The sequence below is a fragment of the Promicromonospora thailandica genome, assembly GCF_024171955.1.
Classification (GTDB): domain Bacteria; phylum Actinomycetota; class Actinomycetes; order Actinomycetales; family Cellulomonadaceae; genus Promicromonospora; species Promicromonospora thailandica.
Genome location: NZ_JAMTCS010000008.1, coordinates 183,974 through 202,041, shown reverse-complemented (window position 1 = coordinate 202,041; position 18,068 = coordinate 183,974). Strand labels below are relative to the sequence as shown.

At 73.6% G+C, this 18,068-nt stretch carries 17 protein-coding genes; 15 read left to right on the top strand and 2 right to left on the bottom strand.

Going from position 1 to position 18,068, the window contains the following annotated elements:
- The 15 genes from APR03_RS14375 (at position 1) to APR03_RS14305 (ending at position 16,281) form a co-directional block, all read left to right on the top strand.
- Positions 1–1,245: an AI-2E family transporter gene (locus tag APR03_RS14375; protein WP_253836656.1), complete on the top strand. Its 1,245-nt coding sequence runs from the start codon at positions 1–3 to the stop codon at positions 1,243–1,245.
- Positions 1,246–1,257: 12 nt separating this feature from the next.
- A complete protein-coding gene (locus tag APR03_RS14370; protein ID WP_253836868.1) occupies positions 1,258–2,673 on the top strand; it encodes a replication-associated recombination protein A in 1,416 nt (471 codons plus the stop codon).
- 161 nt (positions 2,674–2,834) lie between these two features.
- Positions 2,835–3,461, top strand: a complete 627-nt coding sequence (rpsD, locus tag APR03_RS14365) for a 30S ribosomal protein S4 (protein WP_119145706.1) — start codon at positions 2,835–2,837, stop codon at positions 3,459–3,461.
- A 270-nt stretch (positions 3,462–3,731) separates the two neighbouring features.
- Positions 3,732–4,136, top strand: coding sequence for a DUF948 domain-containing protein (locus APR03_RS14360; protein ID WP_253836654.1), 405 nt, complete (start codon positions 3,732–3,734; stop codon positions 4,134–4,136).
- Positions 4,133–4,387: a hypothetical protein gene (locus tag APR03_RS14355; RefSeq protein ID WP_253836651.1), complete on the top strand. Its 255-nt coding sequence runs from the start codon at positions 4,133–4,135 to the stop codon at positions 4,385–4,387. The genes APR03_RS14360 and APR03_RS14355 overlap by 4 nt, the downstream gene beginning before the upstream one ends.
- A gap of 203 nt (positions 4,388–4,590) precedes the next feature.
- Positions 4,591–7,284: an alanine--tRNA ligase gene (alaS, locus tag APR03_RS14350; protein ID WP_253836649.1), complete on the top strand. Its 2,694-nt coding sequence runs from the start codon at positions 4,591–4,593 to the stop codon at positions 7,282–7,284.
- A 68-nt stretch (positions 7,285–7,352) separates the two neighbouring features.
- Positions 7,353–7,856, top strand: a complete 504-nt coding sequence (gene ruvX, locus APR03_RS14345) for a Holliday junction resolvase RuvX (RefSeq protein ID WP_253836867.1) — start codon at positions 7,353–7,355, stop codon at positions 7,854–7,856.
- Between the two features lie 37 nt (positions 7,857–7,893).
- On the top strand, positions 7,894–9,027 hold the full coding sequence (gene mltG / locus APR03_RS14340) for an endolytic transglycosylase MltG (protein WP_253836647.1): 1,134 nt from the start codon (positions 7,894–7,896) through the stop codon (positions 9,025–9,027).
- Positions 9,028–9,238: 211 nt separating this feature from the next.
- Positions 9,239–10,408 carry an endolytic transglycosylase MltG gene (locus tag APR03_RS14335; protein WP_253836644.1) on the top strand — a complete coding sequence of 390 codons (1,170 nt, stop codon included), beginning with the start codon at positions 9,239–9,241 and terminating at the stop codon, positions 10,406–10,408.
- Entirely contained in the window at positions 10,408–11,268 is an 861-nt protein-coding gene (locus APR03_RS14330; RefSeq protein ID WP_253836866.1) for a shikimate dehydrogenase, read from the top strand. Before APR03_RS14335 ends, APR03_RS14330 begins: the two co-directional genes overlap by 1 nt.
- Positions 11,269–11,351: 83 nt before the next feature.
- Complete coding sequence (gene aroC / locus APR03_RS14325; RefSeq protein ID WP_253836642.1) at positions 11,352–12,581, top strand: chorismate synthase; 1,230 nt, start codon at positions 11,352–11,354, stop codon at positions 12,579–12,581.
- Positions 12,582–12,613: 32 nt separating this feature from the next.
- Positions 12,614–13,156, top strand: coding sequence for a shikimate kinase (locus APR03_RS14320; protein ID WP_253836865.1), 543 nt, complete (start codon positions 12,614–12,616; stop codon positions 13,154–13,156).
- 12 nt (positions 13,157–13,168) lie between these two features.
- Entirely contained in the window at positions 13,169–14,326 is a 1,158-nt protein-coding gene (gene aroB, locus APR03_RS14315; protein WP_253836640.1) for a 3-dehydroquinate synthase, read from the top strand.
- Between the two features lie 140 nt (positions 14,327–14,466).
- Positions 14,467–15,369 (top strand): hypothetical protein, encoded by a 903-nt coding sequence (locus APR03_RS14310; RefSeq protein ID WP_253836638.1) that lies wholly within the window; start codon positions 14,467–14,469, stop codon positions 15,367–15,369.
- A 141-nt stretch (positions 15,370–15,510) separates the two neighbouring features.
- A complete protein-coding gene (locus APR03_RS14305) occupies positions 15,511–16,281 on the top strand; it encodes an excalibur calcium-binding domain-containing protein (protein ID WP_253836636.1) in 771 nt (256 codons plus the stop codon).
- A 19-nt stretch (positions 16,282–16,300) separates the two neighbouring features.
- Here the strand turns inward: APR03_RS14305 and APR03_RS14300 are convergent, their stop codons facing one another.
- Positions 16,301–17,074 carry a glycerophosphodiester phosphodiesterase family protein gene (locus tag APR03_RS14300; RefSeq protein WP_253836634.1) on the bottom strand — a complete coding sequence of 258 codons (774 nt, stop codon included), beginning with the start codon at positions 17,072–17,074 and terminating at the stop codon, positions 16,301–16,303.
- A gap of 10 nt (positions 17,075–17,084) precedes the next feature.
- On the bottom strand, positions 17,085–18,059 hold the full coding sequence (locus APR03_RS14295; protein WP_253836632.1) for an alpha/beta hydrolase: 975 nt from the start codon (positions 18,057–18,059) through the stop codon (positions 17,085–17,087).
- Positions 18,060–18,068: the final 9 nt, after the last annotated feature.

The following is an 18,068-nucleotide window of genomic DNA, read 5'->3' as shown; positions in this document are numbered from 1 at the left end:
GTGCCAGACCTCGCGTCACCCGCCGGCGTCGCGCACGGCGCGCCGGCGCAGGACCCCGCCCCACCGCCCTGGCTGCGGACCGCCGCCGGGTGGTCGTGGCGCCTGATCCTCGTCGTCGCCGGGATCGCCCTGGTGTTCTGGGCGGTCACGCAGGTGCTGATCGTCTTCGTCGCGGTGTTCCTGGCGCTCGTGTTCACCGCGGTGCTCAACCCGGTCACCGACTTCTACGCCCGGGTGCTGCCGCGTCCGCTGGCCACCGCGGGCGCCATCCTGTCGGGCATCCTGGTGATCGGCGGGCTGCTGGCCTACGTGGTGGTGTCCGTCGCGGGCCAGTGGGAACGGCTCGCGGGGGAGTTCAACACCGGCATCGACCAGATCGTCGACCTCATCGAGAACAACCCGCTGCCGGTCAACGTCGAGGTCGACACCCGTGACCAGTGGATCGACGACGCCGCGAGCTGGATCCAGGAGAACTCCCAGACCCTCGTGAGCCGGGCCGCCGAGAGCGCCGGCTCGATCGTCGAGGGCGCCGCCGTGCTCGTCCTGGCGATCTTCTGCACCGTCTTCTTCCTCGCCTCGGGCTCGGCGATGTGGCGCTGGTTCGTCGCCCAGGTGCCCGCCCGCACCCGGCAGCGCTGGAACGACGCCGCGGGCGCCGGCTGGTACACGTTCTCCGGCTACACCCGCGGCACCGTGCTGGTGGCGATCAGCAACGGCATCCTGGCCGGAGTCTTCCTGACGATCCTCGGCGTGCCGCTGTCGGCGCCCCTGGCCGTGCTCGTGTTCATCGGCACGTTCATTCCGCTGGTCGGCGCGCCGCTGGCCATGATCATCGCGGCGGTCGTGGCCCTCGCCGCGGACGGCCTGCTCACCGCCCTGATCGTCACGGTCGGCATCGCCGGCATCGGGCAGCTCGAGGGGCACGTGCTGCAGCCGCTCATCATGGGCAAGCAGGTCTCCCTGCACCCCGTGGTCGTCGCCCTCGGGGTCACCTGCGGCACGGTGGTGGGCGGCATCCTCGGCGCCATCGTCGCCGTACCGCTCATCGCGGTGGCGTGGGCCGTGTTCGGCACGCTGCGCACACCGCCGGAGCCCGTGCGGCCCACACCGACGGACCCGCTGCGGGAGGTCTCGGACGGGGGCCCCGAACCCGGCGCCGAGCCCGCCGCGGAGCCGGCCCCGGAGGCCGCCGCGGACCCGGCCCCGGAAGTCGCCCCGGACCGGGGTGTCGGTGGTCGTCCGTAGGCTGAGGGCATGGTGGATCTGTTCGACGCTGCGACGACCGACACGGCGGGTACCCCCGCCGCCCGCGCGTCGTCCCCTCTGGCCGTGCGCATGCGCCCGGCCTCGATCGACGAGATAGCCGGGCAGGAGCACCTCCTGGAGCCCGGATCGCCCCTGCGGCGGCTCATCGAGCCGGGCGGGAGCGGGCGCACCGCGCCGTCGTCCGTGATCCTGTGGGGTCCGCCCGGGACGGGCAAGACCACGCTCGCCTACCTCGTGGCCACCGTCTCCGGGCGCCGCTTCGTGGAGCTCAGCGCCGTGACCGCCGGCGTCAAGGACGTGCGCCAGGTGGTCGAGGACGCCCGTCGCCGCCTGGCCACCGGCGGCGACGAGACCGTGCTGTTCGTCGACGAGGTGCACCGCTTCTCCAAGTCCCAGCAGGACGCGCTGCTGCCCAGCGTCGAGAACCGGTGGGTCACGCTCGTCGCCGCCACCACCGAGAACCCCAGCTTCTCCGTGAACTCGCCGCTGCTGTCACGCTCCCTGCTGCTCACGCTCCGACCGCTGGAGACGGAGCACGTCCGCGAGCTCGTGCGCCGCGCCGTGACCGACGAGCGCGGCCTGGGCGGGTCCGTCGAGCTCGACGACGAGGCCGCCGAGCACCTGCTGCGCCTCGCCGGCGGAGACGCCCGCAAGGCCCTGACCATCCTCGAGGCGGCGGCAGGCGCCGTCCTGTCCGACGACGACCCGCCCACCGGGCAGGACGGCACCACGCCGCTCATCGCCCTGCCCGACGTCGAGCGCGCCGTCGACGTCGCCGCCGTCCGCTACGACCGTGACGGCGACCAGCACTACGACGTGATCTCCGCGTTCATCAAGTCCATCCGCGGGTCCGACGTCGACGCGGCGCTGCACTACCTGGCCCGCATGGTCGCCGCAGGGGAGGACCCGCGGTTCATCGCCCGGCGCCTGGTCATCTCCGCGGCCGAGGACGTCGGCATGGCCGACCCCTCCGCGCTCCAGACCGCCGTCGCCGCCGCCCAGGCCGTCCAGCTCATCGGCATGCCCGAGGGGCGCATCGTGCTCGCCGAGGCCGTGGTGCACCTGGCCACCGCACCCAAGTCGAACGCCGCCTACCTCGGCGTGGACGCGGCGCTCGCGGACGTGCGGGCGGGCAAGGTGGGCTCGGTGCCGCAGCACCTGCGCGACGCGCACTACGCCGGTGCCAAGAAGATGGGTCACGGCGAGGGGTACCGGTACGCGCACGACTGGCCGCACGGCGTCGCCCCCCAGCAGTACCTGCCGGACGTGCTGGCGGGCTCGCGCTACTACGACCCGAGCGACCGCGGGTACGAGCGGCAGGTCTCGGAACGGCTGGAACGCATCCGGGGGATCCTGGGCAGCGAGGACGCGCGCGGCAAGGACGTGGGTGGCAAGGACGTGCGGTAAGATGCTCAGGTTGCCCATGGCAGCCCCTGGGACCTCGGCCCCGTGAACGTGGTGCTCCGCACCCCGGTCCAACGGCTGGTCCCGCACCCGGTGCCGTTCCCCTCGGGGGACACGCGTGCCCGGGTGTGACCTCTTTTCGCACGACAGGACAGGAAGACACAGTGACCTCTGTGACCCGTTCGCGCCGCCAGGTGCGACTGAGCCGCAAGCTGGGCCTCGCGCTCACGCCCAAGGCTGTCAAGCACTTCGAGAAGCGCCCGTACCCGCCCGGTGAGCACGGCCGCGCCCGTCGCCGCACCGAGTCGGACTACGCGGTGCGTCTGCGGGAGAAGCAGCGTCTGCGCGCGCAGTACATGCTCCGCGAGAAGCAGCTCCTCAAGGTGTACGAGAACGCCCGCAAGCAGGCCGGCCTGACCGGTGAGGTCATGGTCGAGGACCTGGAGACGCGTCTCGACTCGCTGGTGCTGCGCGCCGGCTTCGGCCGCACCATCCTCCAGGCCCGCCAGCACGTGACCCACCGTCACATCCTGGTGGACGGCAAGATCGTGGACCGCCCGTCGTTCCGCGTGAAGCCCGGCCAGACCATCCAGGTCAAGCCGAAGAGCCAGACCACGGTGCCGTTCCAGGTCGCCGCCGCGGGCGCGCACCGCGACGTGCTGCCGGCCCTCCCGGGCTACCTGGACGTGCAGCTGGAGAAGCTGTCGGCCACGCTGACCCGCCAGCCGAAGCGCGCCGAGGTCCCCGTGACCTGCGACGTGCAGATGGTCGTCGAGTACTACGCTCGCTGATCTGACGGCTGTCCAGACGGCCCCCTCCGCGCCCGGCGCGGACGGGGCCGTCTGCTGTCCCTGTGCCGGTGGCGCTCGAACGTAGGAATGATCGCCGCACGGCGGGGGTGTGCGCCGACGATCCCTACGTTCGCCGGGCGGCGGACGTAGGCTGCGGGCGGCGCGCCGGGCGTGGTGGGCGCGGGCGGCGGTCACCGGGATAGGGTGACGAACGACCCGCACGGCGGCCGGACGGCGCCGGTGACGAACCTTCCAGGCAGGAGCTTGCGCATGACCCTCGGCGACCTCGGAGACGTGGCGGGACTGATCGCGGCGATCGCGTTCGTGCTCCTCGTGGGCTTCCTCGCCGTCCCGCTGTGGAAGCTGGGCAGGCTGCTGGACGAGGCGCGGCTGAGCGTCCGCGACGTCACGGAGCACTCGGTGCCGATCCTCGACGAGGCCGCGAGCACCGTGGCGTCGGCGAACACCCAGCTCGTCAAGGTCGACACCATCACCACCTCCGCGGCGAACGTGAGCGAGAACGTGTCGGCGCTGACCGGCCTGTACGCGGCCACGCTGGGCAAGCCGCTGGTCAAGGTCGCCGCGTTCTCCTACGGCGTGCGGCAGGCGTTCGGCACCGCGCGGGGCCGCGCGGGCCGGCACACCGACCCGAGCACGACGGAGGCGGGGGCGTGATCCGGCGGCTGTTCTGGGTGGGTGTCGGCGTCGCCGTCACGGTGGTCGTCGTCCGCAAGGGGCGCCAGGTGATCGAGCGCTACACGCCCGCGGCCGTCAGCGAGCGCGCCGCGGCCGCGGTCGACGACGCCGGGGCCCGCCTGAACACCGCGGCCCGCACCTTCCGGGCGGAGTTCGCCGAGGCGCGGGCCGAGCGCGAGGCCGAGCTGATGGCGTCGCTGCGCGGCGAGCTGCCGGGCCAGGGCCGGTAGCGGCCGGTAGCCACGCCGGTAGCAGAGCGCCGTCGTCCACAGGCTCCCGTTTCAGTTTCCGTCCACGGCCCTCGCGGCGGCAGAATGGGCACGCACGCGGGCACAACGGGTGGCCCTCGCGTGTTGTGCTCTGTGCACCCTGTGGGGTGCGCCCCTTGCGCCACCCATCTTTCGCACGACCGAGAAGAAGGATCACTGACCTCATGCGCACCGCCGAGATCCGCAAGCGTTGGCTCGACTACTTCGAAGCTCAGGGTCACGCGGTGGTGCCGTCGGCGTCGTTGATCTCCCCGGACCCGTCGACGCTGTTCACCATCGCGGGCATGGTGCCGTTCATCCCCTACATGACGGCCCAGCAGACCCCGCCGTGGTCGCGTGCCACGAGCGTGCAGAAGTGTGTGCGCACGCTCGACATCGACGACGTCGGCAAGACGACGCGGCACGGCACGTTCTTCCAGATGAACGGCAACTTCTCGTTCGGCGACTACTTCAAGGCCGACGCGATCCGCATGGCCTGGGACTTCCTCACGGGCTCGCTGGAGGACGGCAAGCTGGGCATCGACCCGGACAAGCTGTGGGTCACCGTCTACCACGAGGACGACGAGGCCCGGCAGCTCTGGAAGGACATCGTCGGCCTGCCCGACGAGCGCATCCAGGGCCTCGGCAAGAAGGACAACTACTGGTCGACGGGCCAGCCCGGACCGGCCGGCCCGTGCTCGGAGATCTTCTACGACCGCGGGGCCGCCTACGGTCCCGACGGCGGCCCGCTGGTCGACGAGGGCGGCGACCGGTTCGTCGAGATCTGGAACCTCGTGTTCATGCAGTACGCCATCGACGACGTGAAGTCCAAGGAGGACTTCCGGATCGTCGGCGAGCTCGCCAAGAAGAACATCGACACGGGCATGGGCCTGGAGCGTGTTGCCTTCCTGCTGCAGGGCAAGGACAACATGTACGAGATCGACGAGGTCTTCCCCGTCATCGAGGCCGCCGAGCGCCTGTCCGGCAAGAAGTACGGCGAGAACCACGACGACGACGTGCGCATGCGCGTCGTGGCCGACCACGTCCGGTCCGCCCTGATGATCATCGGTGACGGCGTGCGTCCCTCCAACGAGGGCCGCGGCTACGTGCTGCGCCGCCTGCTGCGCCGGTCCGTCCGCGCCATGCGCCTGCTCGGCGTGGACGGCGTCGCCCTGCCGTCGCTCCTGCCGGTGTCGAAGGACGCCATGGCCCCGTCCTACCCCGAGCTCGACCAGAACTTCGAGCAGATCTCCGCCGTCGCCTACGCCGAGGAGGAGGCCTTCCGGCGCACGCTCGCCTCGGGCACGACGATCCTCGACAGCGCCGTGGCCGGCCTGAAGAAGCAGGGCGGCGACAACCTGGTGCTGCCCGGCGAGGCCGCCTTCCAACTGCACGACACCTACGGGTTCCCGATCGACCTGACGCTCGAGATGGCCGCCGAGCAGGGTGTGCGGGTGGACGAGCAGGCCTTCCGCTCCCTCATGCAGGAGCAGCGCACGCGCGCCCGGGCCGACGCCCTCGCCAAGCGCACCGGCGGCGCCGACGTCGCCGCGTACGAGGCTCTGGAGAAGGAGCTCACCGCTCCCGTGGAGTTCCTCGGCTACACCCAGACCGACGCCACCGTGCGGGTGGTGGGTCTGCTCAGCGGCGGCGTGCCGGCCCCGGCCGTCACCGCCCCGGCCGAGATCGAGGTGGTCCTGGACCGCACGCCGTTCTACGCCGAGGCCGGCGGCCAGCTCGCCGACCACGGCACGATCGTGCTCGACGGCGGCGCCACCATCGAGGTCGACGACGTGCAGCGACCCATCAAGGGCCTGAACGTGCACCGCGGCCGCCTGGTCGAGGGCACCGCCGCGCTGGGCGACCCCGGCACGGCCCAGATCGACACGGCCCGCCGCAAGGCCATCAGCCGTGCCCACTCGGCCACGCACATGATCCACAAGGCCCTGCACGAGCTGGTGGGCCCGGACCGTACGCAGGCCGGCTCGGAGAACGCCCCGAGCCGCATCCGGTTCGACTTCCGTTCGCCGTCGGCCGTGTCGACGTCCGCGCTGTCGGAGATCGAGGAGCGCGTCAACGAGCGCCTCGCCGACAACCTGGAGGTCACCGACCAGCTGATGCCGATCGGTGAGGCCCGTGCCGCGGGCGCCATGGCGCTGTTCGGCGAGAAGTACGGCGACGTCGTGCGCGTGGTCTCGATCGGCGGCGACTGGTCGCGCGAGCTGTGCGCCGGCACGCACGTCAAGCAGACCGGTCAGCTCGGCCGGGTCACGCTGCTCGGCGAGTCGTCCATCGGTTCCGGCGTGCGCCGCGTCGACGCCCTGGTGGGCGACGGCGCGTACGGGTTCCAGGCCAAGGAGCACGCCCTGGTGGGCCAGCTCACCGGCCTGCTCAACACGCGCCCCGAGGACCTGCACGAGCGGGTCGGCTCGCTCGTGACGCGCCTCAAGGAGGCCGAGAAGGAGCTCGCCGCGCTGCGCCAGGGCCAGCTCCTGGCCGCCGCGGGCAAGCTCGCCGCCGAGGCCCCGCGCGTCGGCGACGTCCGGGTCGTCACCTACGACGCCGGTGAGGCGCAGGCCGACGACCTGCGCGCCCTCGTGCTGGACGTGCGCGGCCGGCTCGGCGAGGCCGAGCCCGTCGTCGCCGCCGCGGGCGGTGTCTCCGGCGGTCGTCCCGTCGTGGTGGTCGTGACCAACGCGGCCGCCCGCACGGCCGGCTACAAGGCCGGGGACCTGGTGCGCACGGCCGCCCAGACGCTCGGTGGCGGTGGCGGCGGCAAGCCCGACATGGCCCAGGGCGGCGGCACCGACCCGGCGAAGCTCGGCGAGGCCCTGGCCGGCATCGCCGAGAACGTGCGCCTGGCCGCCGTCGGCGCCTGAGCGTGAACGAGCAGGAAGGCACCGAGCCCGGGCTCCCGCGGGGAGCCCGGCTCGGGGTCGACGTCGGCATGGCCCGCATCGGGCTGGCCGCCAGCGACCCCGACGGTCTGGTCGCCACCCCGGTGGAGACCGTGCCGCGGGTTCTCGCGGGTGGTGGCGGGCGGGGCCAGGCGCCCCGCAGCGCCGAGGGCACCACCGCCGACGTCGCGCGGATCGTGGCGGAGGCGGCCGACCGGTTCGCCGTCGTCGTCTACGTGGGGCTGCCGCGGCACCTGTCCGGCAAGGAGGGTGCCGCGACGGCCGACGCGCGGGCGTTCGCGGGACGCCTGGTCGCAGCACTGGAGGCGGCCGGGGAAGGGGCCCAGGTGCGCCTCGTGGACGAGCGCATGACCACGGTCTCGGCCCACCAGGCGCTCCGCACGGCGGGCCGGAAAACAAAGCAGCACAGGTCCGTGATCGATCAGGCCGCAGCCGTTATCATTCTGCAATCTGCACTCGACGCGGAGCGGGCGAAGGGGGAGCGCGCCGGCGAGGTCGTCGAGGCGCGGACCGTGCACGACACGCACGAGTGACCCCAGCAGCCCCCCGACGAAGGACAGTGAGCCCGAGGTGACGGACCTCTTCACGGCGCCCCCGCCGAGCCAGGCAGACCCCGCGTTCCCTGAACCGCGATCCGCCCGCAGGGCGCAGCGGCGCCGCAAGAAGCGGCGTGGCCGCTCCCTCGCGGTGCTCTTCGTGGCCCTCGTGCTCGTGGGCGGGGCCGGCTACGCGGTGTGGACCAACCTCGACTCCCTCATGGGCCTGACCAGCCCGCTGGAGTCCAAGGACTTCCCCGGACCGGGTGGTGACCAGGTCGAGGTCGAGATCCCGCAGGGCGCCACGGGCCGCGTCATGGGCCAGGAGCTCTACGAGGCCGGTGTGGTCGCGAGCGTGTCGGCCTTCTCGGACGCGTTCGAGGCCAACCCGGACTCGGTGCTGATCCGGCCCGGCACCCGCACCATGCTCGAGGAGATGTCGGCGAAGGACGCCGTGGCCCTGCTGGTCAAGAACCAGCTCGTCGACCTGCAGGTGACCATCCCCGAGGGCTACACCGTGCAGCAGGTCGTGGACCGCGCCGTGCAGGTCACCGGTCTGCCCGCGGAGGACTTCGAGGCGGCGCTGGACGACCCGGCGGCGATCGGCCTGCCGAAGCAGGCCAAGGGCAACGCCGAGGGCTGGCTGTACCCCGACACGTACATGGCCAAGCCGGACGCGACGGCCGAGGGCCTGCTGACCCAGATGATCGACCGCACCGAACGCATGCTGCGCGAGAAGAGCGTGCCGCCGCGCGACTGGCAGAAGGTGCTGACCAAGGCCTCGCTCGTGGAGCGGGAGGGTCTGCACCCCGAGGACAAGCCGAAGATCGCCCGGGCCATCGAGAACCGCCTCCAGGACGACATGGCGCTGCAGATCGACGCCTCCGTGGCCTACGGCGCCGGCAAGCCCGGTACGGAGCTCACCACGGCGGACCTGGCGAACGGCAAGAACCGGTACAACACCTACGAGCACACCGGCCTGCCGCCGGGGCCGATCGCGAGCCCGGGCGTGGTGGCCGTCGACGCCGTGCTGAACCCGGCGACGGGCAGCTGGAAGTTCTGGGTGACGGTCAACCTGAAGACGGGTGAGACCAAGTTCGCCGAGAGCTACGACGAGCACCAGCAGTACGTGGCCGAGCTCCGGGAGTGGGAGAAGGCCAACCAGTGACGTCGCAGGTCCGCCGGGCTGCCGGCGGACCTGCGCCGACCCCGGAGTTGGCCGGGACCGCGTCGCACGGGGTAGCGTTCGCGGCACCCGGGCTGTGATGCGATCGTGACATGCGGCGGCCGTGCGCGCCGTGCGCGTCGCGCGGCGGACCGGGTGGGTGACCAGACCCGGGTCGACGAGTGATCCGGGCACCGCAGAGGACGGAGCGAGCGTGACCGAGGCCCTTCCCGGAGTGAGCTATGAGGGGCCTCCGCGGCACGCCAGCGGCCAGCGCGGGCGGCGCGGTGACCGCGACGTCCGGCCCGGCGGACGGGCCAGCCGGCGCGACCGCCGCTCCAGGCGCTCCCGCCGTCCCCTGGTCATCGCCGTCGTGGCGGTGGTCGTGGTGATCGGCGCCCTGGCGGCCTGGACGGTGAAGGAGGACGGGTACCTCTTCGGCATCCGCACGCCGCTGGCCGCCGCCGACTACGAGGGCACGGGCGGCGAGCCGGTGCAGGTCGACGTGCCCGAGGGCGCCAACGGCTACTCGATCGCGCGGGAGCTCGTCGAGAAGGAGGTCGTGGCCAGCGCCGAGGCGTTCGTCCGGGCGTTCAACGCGAACCCCGACGCCGCGGCGATCCAGCCCGGCACCCACGTGCTGAAGCTGCACATGAGCGCGGAGTCCGCCGTCGCGGCCCTCGCCCAGAACGACGTGAACCGCGGGGGCCTGACCGTCGTCGAGGGGTACACCGTCGACCAGATCCGGCAGACGATGATCGAGGTCGGCTGGCCCGAGCAGGACGTCGCCGCGGCCCTGGGGAACCCCCAGGCGCTCGGGCTGCCCGCCGAGGCCGGCGGGCACCTGGAAGGCTGGCTCGCGGCCAGCACCTACGACGCCAAGCCCGAGACCGTCCCCGCCGCCGACGTGCTCAAGCAGATGGTCGCGCTGACCGTCGAGGAGCTCGAGGAGCTGGACGTGCCGCCCGCGCAGCAGAACGACGTCATCATCAAGGCGTCCCTCGTGGAGCGCGAGGCGCCCGACAAGTACCGCGGCGAGGTCGCCCGGGTGATCGAGAACCGGCTCGAGGCGGGCGAGCCGCTCGGCCTGGACGCCATCGACTCCTACGGCCGCAAGAAGCCGTCGCACCTCATCACCACCGAGGAGTTCCAGGACAGGTCGTTCCCCTACGCGTCGCGCGTCGTCGCCGGCCTGCCGCCCACCGCGATCGGCGCGCCCAGCCGGGCGTCCGTGGAGGCCGTCCTCAACCCGCCCGCCGGGGACTGGCACTGGTACGTGACCGTCAACCTGGACACCCAGGAGACCAAGTTCACGAACAACTACGACGAGTTCCTCGTCTACCGCGAGGAGTACCAGGCGTGGGCCGCGGAGAACGGGTACTGATGCGCGCCGCCGTGCTCGGCCACCCCGTGGCCCACTCGCTCTCCCCGGTGCTGCACACCGCCGCCTACCAGGCCCTCGGCCTCGACGACTGGCGGTACGGGCTGCACGACGTCACCGAGGACACCCTGCCCGGCTTCCTCGCCGGCATCGGCCGCGACTGGGCCGGGCTGAGCCTGACCATGCCGCTGAAGCAGGCCGTCATCCCGCTCGTGGACCACGTGGAGCCGCTGGCCGCCGCCGTCGGCGCCGTGAACACCGTGCTGTTCACGCCCGTGGGCGGCCCGGCAGGCACGATCACGACCACCGGCACGAACACCGACGTGCACGGCATCGTCGCGGCCCTGCGCGAACGGCTCGGCACCCGCCGGGTGGCCGACGCCGTCGTCCTGGGCGGCGGAGCAACGGCGGCGTCAGCCCTCGCCGCGCTGGCCGAGCTCGGCTGCCCCTCCGCGCGCGTCTTCGTGCGCTCCCTGGACCGCATCGGACCGCTGCGCGAGGCCGTGGCCCGCACGGGCGTGAGCCCGTCGTTCGAGGTGTTCGACGACACGGCGACGGCGTCGGCCCTGGCCGGGGCGGACGCCGTCGTCTCCACCACGCCGAAGCACGCGGCCGACGTCTGGGCCGGTCTCGTCGCCGCCCGGGCGGCGACCCCTCGCGGGGTGCTGCTCGACGTCGTCTACGACCCCCGGCCCACCGCCCTCCAGTCGGCCTGGACCGCCCTGGGCGCGGACACCGTCGGGGGCGAGCGCATGCTGCTGCACCAGGCCGCCGAACAGGTGCGCCTCATGACGGGCCGCCCGGCACCGCTGGAGGCCATGGACGAGGCCCTGCGGGCGGCGCTCGCGGTCCCGGCGGCCTGACGACACGCCGGGCCGCCGGACCACGGCGTGTCGCCCCTCGGACCGGGGCGCCGGGTGCGCCGCGCGCGTGAAAGAATCCGGTCATGCTGCGTTGGTTGACATCGGGTGAGTCGCACGGTCCGGCCCTGGTCGGGGTGATGGAGGGGCTGCCCGCGGGCGTCGAGCTGACCACGGCGGACATCCAGGGTGCCCTCGCGCGGCGCCGGCTGGGCTACGGCCGCGGCGCCCGCATGAAGTTCGAGCAGGACCAGGTGCGTGTGCTCGGTGGCCTGCGCCACGGTCTCACGCAGGGCGGACCGCTGACCATCGAGATCGCCAACACCGAGTGGCCGAAGTGGACCGACGTGATGTCGGCCGACCCGGTGCCCGCCGAGGCGCTCCTGGTCGACGCGGGCACGGGCGACGAGCGCGAGGTGGCCCGCAACCGCCCGCTGACCCGGCCCCGTCCCGGGCACGCCGACCTGGTCGGCATGCGCAAGTACGGCTTCGAGGACGCGCGTCCGGTGCTGGAGCGCGCGTCCGCCCGCGAGACCGCGGCGCGCGTCGCGCTCGGCGTCGCCGCCGCGAAGTTCCTCGAGCAGGCCCTCGGGGTCCGCCTGGTCGCGCACGTCGTCGCCATCGGCGAGGTCGAGGTGCCCGACGACGCGGCCCTGCCCACCCCGGACGACGTGGCCGCGCTCGACGCCGACCCGGTGCGCTGCCTCGACGCCGCGTCCTCGAAGCTCATGGTCGAGGAGATCGACCTGGCCAAGAAGGACGGCGACACCCTCGGCGGCGTGGTCGAGGTGCTCGCCTATGGCGTGCCCTCGGGCCTCGGCAGCTACGTGCAGGGCGACCGTCGTCTCGACGCGAGGCTGGCCGCCGCCCTCATGGGCATCCAGGCGATCAAGGGCGTCGAGGTCGGCGACGGCTTCCGCACCGCCCGACGCCGCGGCAGCGCCGCCCACGACGAGATCGTGCGCGGGACCGCGCCCGACGGGTCGCCGGGCATCCAGCGCACCACCAACCGCGCCGGCGGCATCGAGGGCGGCATGTCGAACGGGGAGATCGTGCGCGTCCGCGCCGCGATGAAGCCCATCTCGACCGTGCCGCGCGCGCTGCCGACCGTCGACACCGCCACGGGCGAGCCCGTCACGGCCCACCACCAGCGCTCGGACGTGTGCGCGGTGCCGCCGGCCGCCGTCGTCGCCGAGGCGATGGTCGCGCTCACCCTGGCCGAGGCCGCCGTCGAGAAGTTCGGCGGCGACTCGGTGGCCGAGGTGCGGCGCAACCTCGACTCCTACGTCGCGGCGATCCCGGAGCTGCTGCGGTGACGGCGTCGTCCGGCACCCGGCCCGTCGTCGTCATGATCGGCCCCCCGGGGTCGGGCAAGTCCAAGGTCGGCCGCATCCTGGCCGCCGGGCTCGGCCTGACCGTCCGGGACACCGACGCGGACGTCGAGGCGGGCGCGGGCAAGCCCGTCAGCGAGATCTTCGTGGACGACGGCGAGCCCCGCTTCCGCGAGCTGGAGCGCGAGGCGGTGCTCACCGCGCTCGCGGAGCACGACGGCGTCCTCTCGCTCGGTGGCGGCGCCGTGATGAACCCGGCCACGCAGGCGGCGCTCGAGGCGTACGCGGCGGACGGCGGGCACGTCGTCTTCCTGGACGTGCCCCTCGCCATCGCCGCCCAGCGCGTCGGCATGAACCAGGCCCGGCCCCTGCTGCTGGGCAACCCGCGGGCGCAGTGGCAGAAGCTGATGACCGAGCGACGGCCCACCTACGAGCGGCTCGCGACCCTGACCGTCGTGTCGAGCGAGCGCCCCGGCGAGCACGTGGCACGCGAGATCGTCGAGGCCCTCGGCCTCGAGCTGGTCGCCGCGGAGCTGGCCGACCCGAAGCACGAGAACTGAGGAGAGCACCCAGTGAGCACCGACAGCGCCCCCGTACGGGTCACCGTGCAGGGGGACGCGCCCTACGACGTCGTCATCGGACACCACCTGCTGGGCGAGCTGCCCGGCCTGGTCGGCAAGGCCGCCAAGGTGATGGTGATCCACCCGGCCGCGCTGTCCGCGACGGCCGACGCGATCTCGGAGGACCTGAAGGCGTCCGGCTACGAGGCGTTCGTCGCCGAGGTCCCGGACGCGGAGTCGGCCAAGACGCCGCAGGTGGCGGCGTTCCTGTGGGGTCTGCTGGGGCAGCTCGACTTCACGCGGTCGGACGCGATCGTCGGCGTCGGCGGCGGCGCCACGACCGACCTGGCGGGCTTCGTCGCCGCGACGTGGCTGCGGGGCATCCGCGTGGTGCAGGTGCCGACCACGCTGCTCGCGATGGTCGACGCCGCGGTGGGCGGCAAGACCGGCATCAACACCTCCGAGGGCAAGAACCTGGTGGGCGCCTTCCACCCGCCGGCGGGCGTGCTGTGCGACCTGGCCGCCCTCGGTTCGCTCGACAAGTGGGACCTCGTGGCGGGTCTGGCCGAGGTGGTCAAGACCGGTTTCATCGCCGACCCCGCGATCCTCGACCTCGTCGAGGCGCACGTGGACGAGCTGCGGAGCTGGGCCGGCGCGGACGCCGCCGACGAGACCTGGGCCGTGCTGGCCGAGCTCGTGGAGCGCTCGGTCCGCGTCAAGGCGCGGGTCGTGGGGGAGGACCTCAAGGAGTCCGGCCTGCGCGAGATCCTCAACTACGGCCACACGCTGGGGCATGCCATCGAGCTCGCCGAGCGGTACCAGTGGCGGCACGGCGCGGCCGTCAGCGTGGGCATGGTGTTCGCCGCGGAGCTGGCCCGGATGGCAGGGAAGCTGCCCGACGACGTCGCCGACCGGCACCGCACCCTGCTGTCCTCGCTCGGTCTGCCGGTGCACTACCGGGGCGACCGCTGGGACCAGCTCCTGTCGGCCATGCGCCGCGACAAGAAGGCCCGGGGCGACCTGCTGCGGTTCGTGGTGCTCGACGACGTCGCCAAGCCGGTGCGCCTGGAGGGCCCCGACCCGACGCTGCTGGCCGCCGCGTACGCGGAGGTGGCCAAGGAGCCGCCGACCAAGGGCCCGGGCACCCCGGTCACACTGACCCTGGGCTGACCCGCCCGCCCGGCCCCGCCGTCCTCCCCTTCGAGACCGAGGTTGCTTCGCTGTGAGCCGCCTCAAAGCGAAGCAACCTCGGTCTCGAAGGGGAGTGGCGTGACACCGTTCCGGGCGAACCGGACATTATCCTCGGAGTCGTGAATCTCGACCCCGCCTTCCGAGCCGCGCGCCAGGCCGGCCGGCGCGGCTTCTTCACCCTGGTGTTCCGGCTGGTCGTCATCGGCGTCATGAGCTGGAGCGTGTGGCCCCTCCTGCCCGACGACGCGTCGCCGGTGCGGGTCTTCGTCCTCCTGGTGGTCCTGGGCGGCCTCGTCCTGGTGGGCGTGCAGCTGCGGCGCGTCGTCCGCAACCGCGCCGCCTGGAGCCGTGCGGCGCGCGGCGCCGTCTCCCTCACGCTGCCCGGCGTGGCGGTCGCACAGGAGCGCACGGTCGCGGGCCGGCCGATGCGCACCGTCGTGGTGCGCCACCGCGGCGAGGAGCGCTACCTCCACCTGCTGTTCGCCACGGGCACGTCCACCGACGCCCTGGGGCAGGGATCGGCGTCCGTCGAGCTGTTCGACGGCGAACGGGTCGAAGGACCCGCCCGGATCCTCACCGCGGGCGGGCAGACACTGTGGGCGGTCAGCACCCGCCTGGGCAACCGGGCGGCGCCCGGCGCCGGGGGAAGCACCGGAGGCAGGGCCGGTACGGAGCGCGGCGGGCGTGCGGACGCGCGGCGTCCGGTCCCCGCGACCGACGACGGCGGCGCGCAGGCCGGTGTCGTGGGCGCCGGCCCGGGCAGACCGTACGGCGACACCGGTGTCGTGCCCGACAGCGGCTGGTCCGGCGGCCGGAGCCGGGACGCCTGGTCGGGCGACGACGGGTGGACCGGCGGCGACACCTGGGGCAGCGACCCCACGTGGTCGAGCACGCCAGGCACGGGATCAGGCACGGGGTCAGGCTCGGGGGACGGCGGCGGGCCCAGCGGCTGGGGCGGCGACTCGGGCGGCTGGGGCGGCGGCGACTCCGGTGGCGGCGGTGACTCGGGCGGCGGATCCTGACCGGCGGTACCCGCCCGGTGACGGGGAGTCCGGGTGATCTTGGCCGACTTACCGGGCGTCCGCGCCGGTCACAGGTCTAGCGTTCCCGGGGCAGGGGAGCACACGTCGCGTCCGCACGGGCGCCGACCGAGAGGAGCCCCCATGCGCAAGGTCTACAACCTCCCACCCACCTGGCCCGCTCCGCCGGCGGGATGGACGCCGGACGCGGACTGGCAGCCCAACCCCGAGTGGACCGTGCCCGCCGGCTGGCAGCTCTGGGTCGAGGTGCCCGACACGGCGCTGATCGGCAGCGACGCCGTGGCCGTCGACGTCCCAGGAGAGCCGAGCGCGCGCTCGCGGCGGCGTCCCCTCGTCGTCGCCGCGAGCGCTGTCGGTGCCGTCGTGGTCTTCTGCCTCGGCATCGCGGCGGGCAGCGCCGGACAGACCGGGGACGCGGTGGCCCGCGCGGAGGCGTCGGCGTCCGCGGCCGTGGAGGACGCGGAGGCCGAGGCGGCCGATGCCCGCACCCGGGCCGAGGCGCAGGTCGCCGCGCTCGCCGAGGAGCGGGAGGCCCTGGAGGCGGACCAGGCGGCACTGGCCACCGGGAAGAAGGACCTGGCGGCGCGCGTCTCGGGCGTGAAGGAGAAGGAGACGGTGCTGAAGGAGCGCGAGGCCGCGGTCGAGACCGCTGAGACGCAGGTCGAGACACGGGAGTCCGAGGTCGCGGAACGCGAGGACGCGGTGGAGTCGGCCGAGGCGGCCGCATTCGCGTCGGGCGGCGGCACCGGGACGACGGAGGAGGACTCCGGCGGGTCGGTGTACTACGAGAACTGCGACGCGGCGCGCGCCGCCGGTGCGGCCCCTGTCTACGCGGGCGATCCCGGCTACGCCTCCCACCTGGACCGTGACGGGGACGGCGTCGGCTGCGAGTGAGGTGCGCCCCGGCCTCGCCTCACTCCCACAGCCCGCGCCGGACCAGCACCTCCTTGAGCAGGTCCGCGCGGTCGGTGACCAGCCCGTCCACGCCCTCGTCGATCAGGCGCTCCATCTCGGCGGTGTCGTTGACCGTCCAGACGTGCACCCGCTTGCCGAGCGCGTGGGCCGCGGCGATCGAGGCAGGGTCCACGACCCGCACCCGGTCCTCGCGCACGGGCACCTGGAGCGCGTCCACGTGCTCGAGGGCGATGCGGGACAGGGGGCGCACGCGCAGGCGCACCCCGGCGAGGAAGCGCGCGATCTCCTTGCGGCCCGCCGACGTCGCCACGGGCCGGGAGAGCCGGGCCAGCGTGGCGCGCCGTCGGGCCGGGTCGAAGGAGGTGACGCACACGCGGTCCCAGGACGCCGTCCGCTCGACGGCCCGGGCGACCGGGCCGACGCCGGAGGTGTGCTTGACGTCGATGTTGACCCGCAGGTCGGGCCAGCCGGCCAGCACGTCCTCCAGCAGGGGCACGGGTTCGACGCCGCCGATCCGCGCCTCGGACACCTCGGACCACGGCAGCTCGGCCACCAGGCCGGTGCCGTCGGTGGTGCGGTCCAGGGACTCGTCGTGCAGGGCCACCGCGACGCCGTCGACCGTGCCGTGCGCGTCGGTCTCCACGTACCGGTAGCCCAGGTCGACGGCGGCGCCGAAGGCCGCGAGCGAGTTCTCCAGGCCCTCGGTGCCCGCCGAGGCGTGCGCGAAGCCGCGGTGGGCGAGGGCCTGGAACGGCCCCTCGAAATAGGTCACTTGCTGCACCTCACGTGTCGGTCAGTCGGCTGTCCGCCCATTGGAGCATGCCGTGCAGGTAGGCTTCGCGCGGACCGCGTGCCGAGAGCGTGAGGTCGTGCACGCCGCCGGGCACGACCAGCTCGGTGACGTCAGCGCCGAGGCAGGGGACGAGGGCGGCCATCTGCTCGACGTCGAGCACCGTGTCCTGCGCGTCGAGCAGCGGGTTGTCGAGCGTGTCGGGCCCCGACGTGTCGGACCGGGCCAGCAGCACCGGGCACGCGATCTCCAGGCCCGCGGCGACGCGCGCCTGCCCGCGGCGCACGGCGACGAACCAGCCGACCCGGCTGGGCACTCCCTCGGGGCGCTTGAGGGTCGTGTCGAACTGCCAGCGTCCGCCGTTCGCGGCCAGCAGGTGCTCGGCGTACCGGGACGGGCCGTCGTTGACGATCGCGGTCGCCGCGAGGTGTCCCACCGTGTCCAGGAACCGGGTGCCGACGGTGCGCTTCCACTGCGGGGCGCGCAGGTCCAGGAACGGGGAGTCGAGCACCAGCAGGTCGGGCCCGGCGTCGGCTCCCGCGGCGTTGCGGTGCGCGTGCGCCCACAGCGCGGCGGTCAGCCCGCCCGTGGAGTGCGCGTGCACGACGAGCGGCAGCCCCGGCTCCAGGCCCCGCACGGTGCGCGACGCCGCGGCGATGTCGGTGGCCTGCTCGCGCAGGTCCATCACGAAGTGCGGCAGCTGGCCGGGCCGCAGCGACCGCCCCGCGGCGCGCAGGTCGACGGCGTAGAACGCGTACCCGGCGGCGGCGAACGCGCGGGCCAGGTGCTCCTGGAAGAAGTAGTCGTTGTAGCCGTGCACGTGGACGACGGCGACGCGCGGGGCGGGCGCGTCGGGCGGGTGCGGGTAGCGGACCAGCGTGGCCGGCCCGAGCGGGGCCTCCTGGAACGGTGCGCCGAGCAGATGGTCGGTACGCCAGTCGAGCGCGACGTCGGGGGAACCAGGCACCTGCGGATC